8 protein-coding genes are annotated in these 10,650 nt (G+C 67.3%); 6 read left to right on the top strand and 2 right to left on the bottom strand.

Translation table 11 applies throughout. The annotated features are described in order from the left end of the window. Positions 1 to 271 precede the first annotated feature (271 nt). Positions 272 to 1,048, bottom strand: coding sequence for a helix-turn-helix transcriptional regulator (locus G7007_RS21005; protein ID WP_181104903.1), 777 nt, complete (start codon positions 1,046 to 1,048; stop codon positions 272 to 274). Positions 1,049 to 1,112: 64 nt separating this feature from the next. After that, complete coding sequence (locus tag G7007_RS21010) at positions 1,113 to 1,544, bottom strand: Rid family hydrolase (protein WP_181104904.1); 432 nt, start codon at positions 1,542 to 1,544, stop codon at positions 1,113 to 1,115. A gap of 235 nt (positions 1,545 to 1,779) precedes the next feature. Here G7007_RS21010 and G7007_RS21015 point away from each other — a divergent pair, with 235 nt between their 5' ends. The 6 genes from G7007_RS21015 to G7007_RS21040 all read left to right on the top strand — a co-directional run bounded on the left by G7007_RS21015 (position 1,780) and on the right by G7007_RS21040 (position 10,358). Then, on the top strand, positions 1,780 to 2,361 hold the full coding sequence (locus G7007_RS21015; RefSeq protein WP_060393658.1) for a TetR/AcrR family transcriptional regulator: 582 nt from the start codon (positions 1,780 to 1,782) through the stop codon (positions 2,359 to 2,361). A 144-nt stretch (positions 2,362 to 2,505) separates the two neighbouring features. Next, the gene (locus G7007_RS21020; RefSeq protein WP_181104905.1) at positions 2,506 to 3,381 is read left to right on the top strand and encodes an NAD(P)-dependent oxidoreductase; all 876 of its coding nucleotides are present in this window, start codon (positions 2,506 to 2,508) and stop codon (positions 3,379 to 3,381) included. Between the two features lie 72 nt (positions 3,382 to 3,453). Beyond that, positions 3,454 to 4,203, top strand: a complete 750-nt coding sequence (locus G7007_RS21025) for a maleate cis-trans isomerase family protein (RefSeq protein ID WP_181104907.1) — start codon at positions 3,454 to 3,456, stop codon at positions 4,201 to 4,203. A 180-nt stretch (positions 4,204 to 4,383) separates the two neighbouring features. After that, positions 4,384 to 8,256, top strand: a complete 3,873-nt coding sequence (locus G7007_RS21030; protein ID WP_181104909.1) for a non-ribosomal peptide synthetase — start codon at positions 4,384 to 4,386, stop codon at positions 8,254 to 8,256. Between the two features lie 80 nt (positions 8,257 to 8,336). Next, positions 8,337 to 9,551 (top strand): MFS transporter, encoded by a 1,215-nt coding sequence (locus G7007_RS21035; RefSeq protein ID WP_181104911.1) that lies wholly within the window; start codon positions 8,337 to 8,339, stop codon positions 9,549 to 9,551. A gap of 255 nt (positions 9,552 to 9,806) precedes the next feature. Next, a complete protein-coding gene (locus tag G7007_RS21040) occupies positions 9,807 to 10,358 on the top strand; it encodes a nucleotidyltransferase family protein (RefSeq protein ID WP_181104913.1) in 552 nt (183 codons plus the stop codon). The last annotated feature ends 292 nt before the right edge of the window (positions 10,359 to 10,650 follow it).

A 10,650-nucleotide genomic window follows, 5' to 3' on the forward strand; every position in this document is an offset into this window, starting at 1 on the left:
ACAATGCGGGCTCGATGCCCTAGGAGCGGCTCTGCTTCATGGCCTTCCCTCGATGATCAGTCGAGAACTTTGGCCTGCAAGGAGGCAAAAGTCGAGATACAAGGAGCGGCCCCTGTGCCGCGATTGGGCCCGCCAGGGCCCATGAAATCAGCCACGCCCTTTGTCAGGTCAACGTGCCCGACCACGCCCCGTGAGAGCGGGCTTGCCCGCGATGACGGCAGCTCAGACACCGACCAAGGACGGTCGGTGAGACGTCTTCAGACGAGGCGCTTCAGGGAAAGCCGCCCGCAGGCTTCCAGGTGGACGCCGGAGCAGGTAGCCCGGCATGACGGCCGTACCGGCTCGGCAGGTCCAGCCAGCAGGCGACAGGCACCGGCTGGCCCGTCGCGAGCAGCCGAGGCGACGGCGCCTCCTCGACGTGCTCGACCTCGGTGTCCGCATACAGCCAGCGCATCAGCGAGTGCCGCCCCCGAATGTTCAGCTTGACCGCCGCCCGCCGCTGGTAGCTGTCCACCGTGTTGATCGTCAGCTTCAGCGCTTCGGCCTGCTGCGCGGCGGTACGTCCGGCCAGCAGTCCCAGGCAGACCTGGGTCTCACGTTCGGACAAGGTCAGCCCGCTTTGCTGCAGACGTTGGTGAAAGCGGCTTTCCAGGCTCTGTGCCGGTCTGGCGGTGTCGGCCAGTGGCAGGGCCAGGCGCTGGTGCTGGTTCAGCAACGAGAACAGCAGCGGCGCGATGGTCTGCAAGTGCTCGCGCTCATGGTCGGAAAAGGCTTGTCCAGGTGCGAAGCGCCGAACGGTCAGGTGACGCGCTGCGTCGCTCTGCGCCTGCAGGTTCAACGTGCGTCCGGTGCCCGTTTCGAATACGCGGGCGCTGGTGCGTTCGGCCAGTGCAGCCTGGCCAGACAGCGCTTCGACCGACTGCCAGTGGAGTTGGTCCGCCGGTGCGGTGAGATGCGCCTCGACCAGGGCGTGGAACGTGCGTGTGAAGTGTCGGCTGCCCAGGCTGGCGATGACCCTGCCGATGTCGGCGAATGAGGGGGTGGTCATGGTGTCCTCCGTGACTCGACGAACGCGGGGCCTGGTCGTTCATCAGGCCTCGGCTTGATACGGTTCAAGGTCGCGCCGCGACGACATCGACTTCCACCAGCGTGCCGGGCAAGGGCAGGGCCACCACCTGGATCGCGGTGCGGGTCGGCTTGGCACCCAGGTCGGGATCCTCGAAGAAGGTCGCATAGGCGCGTTGAAAACCCGCGAAATCCAGGCGCCCGCCGTGTTCGGGCGTGCCCACCAGAAAAGCACGCAGCTGTACGATATGGCGCATCTGCACGTCATGTTGGGCCAGGATCGCCTGGATCTTGCCCAGCACTGACATCGCCTGGGTCTGCGTATCGCCATAGGCGGCGGGCGTTCCGGGGGCAGCATCGCTATCGGCAACGTCGGCCAGGATGCCGCTGACGTAGACCAGCTTGGCGTCAGCAGGCAAGGCGATGGATTCGGCATAGGGCGCCTGAGGATTGCCGGTGCGCAAGAGGGTGTTCGACATGAAGCGCTGTTTCCTTTCCAGAGACGTGGGGTGAATGCCGGTGTTCAGGCTGGAACGATCGTTCCAGAACTGAGCGAGGAAATCTCGACGAAGGCGTTCTTTTTTCAAGCTGCACCATCTGGACGAAGGGTGCAAGTACCAGATTTAGGTCATATACAAATAAAATTTGAACCATTGACGGTTTCGCCAGTCGGGTGGTACTTTCTGTACCGTTCGTTCCATAACCGGTGCCCAGATGAGATCCAGAGAATTCGATCCCGACGCCATCGCCGAGGCCGCCATGCGTGTGTTCTGGCAGCGCGGCTATGCCGGGACCAGCATCCAGGACCTGGTCGAAGGTACCGGTCTGGGGCGGGGCAGCCTGTACAACGCCTTCGGCAGCAAGCAGGGCCTGTACGAGTTCGCCCTGAGCCGCTACTACGACATGACCGCCTTCAACGTCGCCCTGTTGGCCGAAGAGGGTCCGGTCAAGGAGCTGATCCGCCGCCTGCTGCACAAGATCGTCGCCGAAGAGCTGCACGACACCGAGAACCTGGGCTGCATGGTCGCCAACGCCTCGCTGGAAGTGGCCCGCCACGACAGTGGCATTGCCGAGCTGGTGGCCAAGAACTTCAGTCGCATGGAACGAGCGCTGACCGCGTTGTTCCTGCGCGGGCAGGCCGCAGGTGAAATCGAAGCCGGCCGCCGTCCCGAGGCCCTGGCCCGGTTCGTGGTCAGCACCATCCAGGGCATCCGGGTGATCGGCAAGGGCGGTGCGCGTGAGGACCGTTCCGAGCGGCTGGCCGACATCGTCGAGGTCGCCGTCGGCGCCCTGTGACCCGCCCAGGCTGACCGGCACGCTGTTTCGTTTCGTCATGACCGGTCAGAGCCGTCGATGCCCTGGCCACCTACGCTTCACTCGCGCGGCCCCGTCGCGCACCTGACATTTCTGTCTTCAACGTTTCACTAAAAGGACGTTCACATGACCCAGGTCGAACACGCAGACACCCGCTCCATCGCCGTTCTCGGCACCGGCATCATGGGCGCGGCCATCGCCCGCAACCTGCAGAAGAACGGTTTCCAGACCCGCGCCTGGAACCGCACCTTCGAAAAGGCCTCGGCCCTGGCCGACAACGGTGTGCAGGTCCATGAACTGGCCGCCAACGCCGTGCGTGGCGCCGGTATCGTGCTGACCATGCTCAAGGACGGCCCTGCCGTGCTCGACGCCATGCGCGCCGCGCTGCCCGGCCTGGCCAAGGGCACCGTGTGGATCCAGGCGAGCACCGTCGGTGTGCCGGCCACCGAGAAACTGCAGGCCTTCGCCCAGGAACACGGCCTGGCGTTCTATGACGCGCCGGTGCAGGGCACCAAGGGCCCGGCCGAGCAGGGCAAGCTGGTGATCATCGCCTCCGGCGCCGAGGCTCAGCGCGACGTGGTCCAGCCGGTCTTCGATGCCATCGGCCAGCGCACCGTCTGGGTATCGGAAGAGCCTGGCGTCAGCAGCAAGCTCAAGCTCGCGCTCAACAGCTGGGTGCTGGCCCTGACCCATGGCGTGGCCGAGAGCCTGTCGATCGCCGAAGCCCTGGGCGTGGACCCTGCGCTGGTGGTCGACGTGGTCAAGGGTGGCCCGCTGGACAACCTGTACTTCCAGCTCAAGTCCGCCGCGATCATGGCCGACGACTACAGCACCACGTTCTCGGTGGCCAACGCGGCCAAGGATGCCGAGCTGGTGATCGAGGCGGCCCGTGAGGCCGGCGTCAAGGTCGACAGCGTCGAAGCGGGCCTGCAGCGCTTCAAGCGCGCCCTGGAAGCCGGGCACGCCGAGAAGGACATGGCTGCCTCGTTCCTGGCCAAGTAGTCGCCGCGCTGCGTAGAGCGTGTGTTTCCCGTTCGGGGGTCGATGCTACTGCCGTCGACCTTGAGAGCCGTCATGACCGATTCACTTGGCAATCGCCTGAAGATGGGCATCATCCTGCCCTCGACCAACACCTCGATGCAGCCTGAAACCGATGCCCTGCGGCCCTATGGGGTGACCAACCACGCCAGCCGCATGCTGATCCAGGACGAGTCGATGGACCAGCGCCCTGGCTTCATGAACGTCTTGAACAACATCCGGTTGTCGACCTCCGATGCGATCCATGGGCTGCTGACCTGCAAGCCCGATCGGATCATCGTCGGTGTGTCACCGGAAAGTTACTGGGACGGCCCCGGTAGCCACGAGATGGTCACCGAATCGTTCCTCGACATGAGCGGCGGCGTGCCGGTCACCACCAGTCCGGACGCCTACCGCGCCGCTCTGGACGCGCTGGGCGGGATCCGCCGGATCGCCGTGCTGACCCCGTATCTGCCGCTGGGCGACGAGACGGTCAGCCACTTCTTCACCGACAACGATTACCAGGTGCTCGCCGTTCGCGGCCTCGGGGCGTCCAGCCCGGCGAACATCGCGCACATCAGCGAGCGGCAGATCTTCGACGCCATCCGCGCCGTGGACGGCCCCGAGGTCGAAGCCATCGTCCAGGTCGGCACCAACGTGGCCATGGCCCGCGCGGCGATGATCGCCGAAGCGTGGCTGGGCAAGCCGGTGCTGTCCAACAACGTGGTGCTGTACTGGCATGCCTTGCGCGCCAGCGGCATCGCCGACCGTGTCGGCGGTTACGGCCATCTGCTGGAACGACACTGACCCGGTCGCCTGACCGGCCAGCCCGCGGTGCCGGCAATCGCCGGTCACTGCGTCATCGACTCGACACAAGCCTTTTCGCAGCCTTGCCGGCTTCGCTCGTCACCCGAGCGCGGGGCAGGCTGCGCCTATCGATCACACTGGAGCGCGCTCATGGATGCGGTGAGTTCAGGAATACCACGGATGTCGACTGATTGCACACAGGGGGCCGGAGCGTCGGCAGAAGCCCCGGCGCGTACGCTCATCGAACTGTTCGCCCGCCAGGCCGAGACCTCGCCCGGGCGCATCGCCGTCAGCAGCCCCCAGGGCAGCCTGAGCTTCGCGCAGCTGCGCCGGCGCAGCCAGCAGGCCGCCTGGCGCCTGCGCGATGCCGGCGTGCAGCCCGGGCAATGCGTGGGCCTGTTCGTCGACCCGTCCCTGGACATGATGATCGGCACCTGGGGCATCCTGGAGGCCGGCTGCGCCTACCTGCCGCTGGCCCCGGAATACCCCCGCGAGCGCATCCGCTACATGATCGAAGACGCGGGCATCACGGTGATCTACACCCAGCCGGCCCTGCTGCCGAGCCTGCGCGCCCTGGCACTCGATGGCGTGCGTCTGGTCTGCGACGACGGTGCCGCGCGCCCGGCCGCCAATGACGCCCGTACCCAGGCCCCCGTGCTGGTCGAGGCGCACAGCCTGGCCTACGTCATCTACACCTCGGGTACCACGGGCCAGCCGAAAGGGGTGGAGATCACCCACGCCAACCTGATCAACCAGCTCGCCTGGCTGCGTGACGTCCATGGCGTGGATGCCCGCCAGACGCTGCTGCGCAAGACCCCCATGAGTTTCGATGCTGCGCAGTGGGAGCTGTTGTCGGTGGCCAACGGCACCCAGGTGGTGATCGGCGCCCCCGGCATCCACCGTGATCCCGAGGCGCTGGTCGCGACCTTGATTGAGCACCGCATCAGCGTGCTGCAAGGCGTGCCGACCCTGTTGCAGGCGCTGGTCAACGAGCCTGGCTTCGCCGACTGCCAGACGCTCACGCACCTCTACAGCGGCGGCGAACCCCTGACCCGCAAGCTGGCCCAGGCCTGCCTGGACGGCCTGCCGCAGGTGCGCCTGGTCAACCTGTACGGGCCGACCGAATGCACCATCAACGCTTCATCGCGCGTGGTCGATGCGGCCTGCCTGGCGGACACCGCGCAGATCGTCTCGCTCGGGTTCCCGGCCAGCGGCACCACGCTGCACCTGTTCGACCCGGTCACTGGCGCGCCCATCGACGCGCCCGAGACACCGGGCGAGCTCTACATCGGCGGCCGCCAACTGGCCCGTGGCTACCGTGGCCGGCCGGAGCAGACCGCCGAGCGGTTCGTCGAGCGCTTGCTGCCGGGCCACGCGCACCCCGTGCGCCTCTACCGTACCGGCGACCTGGCCAGCTGGAACGCCGATGGCAGCGTGCAGTTCATCGGCCGGGCCGACAACCAGGTCAAGCTGCGCGGGTATCGCATCGAGCTGGATGAAGTGCGCGTGGCGATCGAGAACCACGCCTGGGTCAAGAGCGCGGCCGTGTTCGTCCATGCCGAGGCCGAAGGCCAGCGGCAGAGCCTGGTGGCCTGCGTAGCGCTCAACCCGCGCGAGGCGATCTTGATGGATCAGGGCCAGCATGGCGCCCACCACCTGTCCAAATCCAGCAAGGTCCAGGTCAAGGCCCAGCTCGGGCAGCTGGGCGAGCGCAAGGCCGGCCGCGACCAGGGCAGGGCGGTACTGCGCCTGCCGGGCGCTACGGCCAGCCCGGGCCAGCGCGCGCGGGCCTTCGCCCGCAAGACCTACCGCCTGTTCGAAGGTGGCCGGGTGGACCGGCAGGCGATTCTCGACCTGCTGACCCGGCAGCCTGCCCTGCGTCCGCACGCCACTGGCGAGCTGACCCTGGACACGCTCGGTACGCTGCTGCGCAACCTGGGGCCCTTTCACAGCCAGGAACGGTTGCTGCCCAAGTACGCCTACGCCTCGCCCGGGGCGCTGTATGCCCACCAGCTGTACCTGGAGGTCGAAGGCCTAGAAGGGCTGGCCGATGGCATTCACTATTTCGCACCCACCGCCCATGAGCTGGTGATGATCGAGGCGCGGCCGTCCACTGGCCAGCCCCGTGTGGTGCTGCACCTGGTCGGCCGTGCGCCGGCCATCGAGGCGGTGTACCAGACCAACGTCGACGAAGTGCTGGAAATGGAAGCAGGCCATGTGCTGGGCCTGCTCGACCAGGTGCTGCCCGAACAAGGTCTGGGCTTGGGTGCCGGAACGCATCGGCCCGACATGCTCGCGCACCTGGCCGTCGAAGAGGGCGACCGCTACCTGGGCAGCTACCCACTGGTGAGCGCCGCCCACGCCGTCGAGGCCAACCCTGTGCAGCTCTACGTGCAGGCCCATGGCGATCAGGTCGACGACCTGCCGGCCGGTCTCTATGCGCTGCGCGCGCAACGCCTGGAGCGCCTGGGCACGGCGGTGATCGAGAAGAACCAGGTGATCGCGATCAACCAGCGGTCCTACGCACAGTCCAGCTTCGCCCTGTCCCTGGTGGCCGGGCAGGCGCCGGCCTGGGAGCACTACATCGGTCTGGGCCGACGCTTGCAGGCCTTGCAGATGAACGACCTGCACCTGGGCCTGATGTCCTCGGGCTACAGTTCGCGCAGCGGTCACGACCTGGCCACGGCCACGCGCCTGCGCCAGTTGCTCGGCACCACGCGGCCGGTCGAGGCCTGCTACTTCGCGCTCGGCGGTCGCGTCAGCGAAGACCAGGTGTGCAGCGAAGGCATGAAGGAGGACGCCGTGCACATCCAGGGCCCGGCCGAGCTGCTCAGGCAGGAGCTGGAAAGCCTGCTGCCCGAGTACATGGTGCCGGACCAGTTCATGGTGCTCGACGAGTTGCCGCTGACCGCCAATGGCAAGGTCGACGTGCAGACGCTCAAGGCGACGGTGCGCACGGCCCGTCAGGCGCGAACGCTGATTGCGCCCCGTACTGCGGGCGAGCAGGCCGTCGCGATGGTCTGGTGCCAGGTCATGCAGTGCGAGGCGGTGTCGGTCACCGACGACTTCTTCGAGGCCGGCGGCAATTCGCTGCTGGCCGTGGTGCTGATCAACCGGCTCAACCGTGAGCTGGGTGCACGTCTGCCTTTGCAGGCGATCTTCAGCCATCCGAGCGTCGAGGCCCTGGCGGCCGAAGTGCAGGCCGTCTCGCAGCAGACGCATTCGCGGCTGGTGGACCTCAACGCCGTACGCACGCGCCAGCGGCCGATCTTCTGCTGGCCAGGCCTGGGCGGCTATCCGATGAACCTGCGCGGCCTGGCCTTGAAAAGCGATCCGGGGCGGCCGTTCTACGGGGTGCAGGCCGTGGGCATCAACCCAGGCGAGGTGCCCCATGCCACGCTGGCCGAGATGGCCCGCGCCGACATCGCCCTGCTGCGTGAACGCCAGCCGGAAGGCCCGTATACGCTGTGGGGCTACTCCTTCGGCGCCCGCGTGGCCTTCGAGGCGGCCCGCCAGCTCGAGGCACTGGGCGAGCAGGTCGAATCGCTGGTGCTGATCGCGCCGGGCAATCCGCGCACCCGTCGCCCGGCGTCCCGCCTGGCCGGCCAGCCGCGCTATGCCGGGCCGGCTTTCCTGTGCATCCTCTATTCGGTATTCGCCGGCGTGTTGCCCACGGCCGAGGTCGAAGGCGCCCTCGAACGCTTGCGCGACCGCGAGGATTTCGTGCGCTTCATCCAGGCGCGGTTCGACGGGCTGGACCAGGGCCTGATCGAACGCATCACCGAGGTGGTCGAGCTGACCTACGAATTCCGCTACAGCGTCGATACATTGCTCGAGCACCGTATCAAGGCACCAGTAAGCGTGCTCAAGGCCGTGGGTGACGACGCGTCGTTCATCGAGCAGGCGCTCGGGCAGTTGCCCTGGACGCCGGTGGTGCTCGACAGCGTGGCCGACCATTACCAGTTGCTCAAGCCGAGCGGGCTCGACGAATTGCTGGCGCTGATCCGGCAAGCCGAGGCCCTCCACCGTCCAGGCCAGCAACGCCTGGCCTGATCCTTCATCACCGCGCACCTGCCCGCGCCCTGGTCATCGACCGGGCGTGGGTGTTTTTTGTCACTGAAAGGACGCAGACCATGACACTTCCTTCTTCCGCCACGGCCGACCCGACCCCGCTCGAGGCGGCGCCCACGGCGACTCGCCTGCCGTTGGCCCAGCTGCTGGCCCTGACCCTGGCCGGGTTCATCGCCATCATGACCGAGACCCTACCCGCAGGCCTGCTGCCGCAGATCAGCGCCGGGCTGGGCATCTCCCAATCTCTGGCCGGCCAGCTGGTCTCGGTGTACGCGCTGGGGTCGGTGCTCGCCGCCATCCCCATCGTCGCCGCCACCCGCAGCTGGTCGCGCCGGCCGCTGCTGCTGCTGGCCATCGTCGCCTTGCTGGTATTCAACGGCGTCACTGCGCTGTCGTCCGACTATGCCGTGATCCTCGGTTCGCGCCTGGTGGCCGGCATGGCCGCCGGGATCGTCTGGGGCGTGCTGGCCGGCTATGCCCGGCGCCTGGTGCCCAGCGCGCAGCAGGGGCGGGCGCTGGCCGTGGTCGGCGTCGGCCAGCCGATCGCCCTGTGCCTGGGCGTGCCGCTGGGCACGTGGCTCGGCGGGCTGACCGACTGGCGCGGGGTGTTCTGGATCATGTCCGCTCTGGCGCTGGTGCTGGCGGTGTGGGTGCGCTGGGGGCTGCCGAACTTCGCCGGCCAGCCGGCCGAGCGGCGGCAATCCCTGCGCGCCATCTTCCTGCTGCCGGGGATCCGTTCGGTGCTGGCGGTGATCCTGGTGTGGATCCTGGCGCACAACATGCTCTACACCTTCATCGCGCCGTACCTGGCCTCGGTCGGGCTGGGCGAGCGGGTCGACCTGGTGCTGCTGCTGTTCGGCGCCTCCTCGATCCTGGGCGTCTGGGCGACCGGCCTGTGGGTCGACCGCGCCCTGCGCCGCGTGACCCTGCTCAGCCTGGCCGGCTTCGCCGTGGCGGCGCTGGTGCTGGGCCTGGCCGGCGCGCACACGGGCGTGGTGCTGGCCGGGGTGGTGCTGTGGGGCATGACCTTCGGTGGCGCACCGACCCTGTTGCAGACGGCCATCGCCGACACCGCCGGGGAAGCGGGCGACGTGGCGCAGTCGATGCTGGTGACGGTGTTCAACCTGGCGGTGGCCCTAGGTGGGATCGGCGGCGGGGTGCTGTTGCAACAGTACGGCGCCTCGGCGCTGCCGGCGGCCTTGCTGGGGCTGGCGGTGATCGGCGCGGCGGTGGTTTGGCGCGCGGACCGGGCGGGATTCACGCCGGGGGCGCGGTAAGGGCGGTCGCCAGTGGCAAGCGGTTCGTACGTAGCAGGCTTGCGTGGGTCGACCAATCGAAACGCGTGGCTGATTGTGTGGGCCCGCTGGGCCCAATCGCGGCACGGGGGCCGCTCCAGGGGGGCTGCGGTGTGGCTACTGGTGTAGCAGCGGTCCCTTCACCGGTACTGTCCGGTAGGTGGAAGTATGCTTACCATCATGGCGCCGGTTCGATCAGGACATTGCAGACACACCGGTCCACCCTGAGGATTCGACATGAGCGACGTCTCGACCGTACAGGCGATCATCTCCGGCGACCCGGTCCGGCAGCGGCTGCTCGAACTCGTGGCGTCTCTCGGGTTACCCGATTGCTGGATCGGAGCAGGCTTCGTCCGCAATGCCGTATGGGATGCCTTGCACGGGCGTGACGTCTCGCCGATTTCAACCGATGTGGACGTCATCTGGTTCGATCCCGAACGGTGCAGCCCTGAGCAGGACCGTGCTCTGGAGCGTGTGCTCAGCGAGCGTTGCCCGACGGTGACGTGGTCCGTGAAGAACCAGGCCAGCATGCATGTCCGAAACGGAGACGAACCCTATCGCTCGGCGACCGATGCCATGCGCTTCTGGCCCGAGACTGCGACGGCGGTGGCGGTCAGGTGGCAGGCGAGTGGCGTTTGTGAGGTCGCCGCGCCCTTGGGGGTCGAGGACCTGTTGGGATTGACGCTCAGACCCGCAGGCCAGTTTGCGACGACCAAGCGACACTTGTATCGACACCGCATCGAATCCAAGCACTGGACGGCCACATGGCCCCTGCTGACCTTGTCATGAGCACGTCGAAAGCGTGTCATGGCATGGTCACCGATGGAAACGCTCAGCTGCCGCTCGTCTTGCACGAGTAGGCCTAGATGACAGGCGGCAAGGTGGGTTGCGTGATGGTGTCAGCTGGTTCCATGGGGCCGGTGGGCCAGGCCTGTCAACGTCTTTGGAAGAAACCCCAAGATAGCGTCATTATTGCATCCATTGATTCACTGGCATGATACAGACACGTGCAGTCCTCGTGTGGGAGCGGGCTTGCCCGCGATAGCGTCCGGTCCATCACCGCCTGCATCGCGGGCAAGCC

The organism is Pseudomonas entomophila, from assembly GCF_013523125.1.
Classification (GTDB): domain Bacteria; phylum Pseudomonadota; class Gammaproteobacteria; order Pseudomonadales; family Pseudomonadaceae; genus Aquipseudomonas; species Aquipseudomonas entomophila_B.

Bases quoted from the DNA above. Each gene is read 5' to 3' on its own strand.
- G7007_RS21005 (WP_181104903.1), bottom strand. From the start codon at position 1,048: ATGACCACCCCCTCATTCGCCGACATCGGCAGGGTCATCGCCAGCCTG.
- G7007_RS21010 (WP_181104904.1), bottom strand. From the start codon at position 1,544: ATGTCGAACACCCTCTTGCGCACCGGCAATCCTCAGGCGCCCTATGCC.
- G7007_RS21015 (WP_060393658.1), top strand. From the start codon at position 1,780: ATGAGATCCAGAGAATTCGATCCCGACGCCATCGCCGAGGCCGCCATG.
- G7007_RS21020 (WP_181104905.1), top strand. From the start codon at position 2,506: ATGACCCAGGTCGAACACGCAGACACCCGCTCCATCGCCGTTCTCGGC.
- G7007_RS21025 (WP_181104907.1), top strand. From the start codon at position 3,454: ATGACCGATTCACTTGGCAATCGCCTGAAGATGGGCATCATCCTGCCC.
- G7007_RS21030 (WP_181104909.1), top strand. From the start codon at position 4,384: ATGTCGACTGATTGCACACAGGGGGCCGGAGCGTCGGCAGAAGCCCCG.
- G7007_RS21035 (WP_181104911.1), top strand. From the start codon at position 8,337: ATGACACTTCCTTCTTCCGCCACGGCCGACCCGACCCCGCTCGAGGCG.
- G7007_RS21040 (WP_181104913.1), top strand. From the start codon at position 9,807: ATGAGCGACGTCTCGACCGTACAGGCGATCATCTCCGGCGACCCGGTC.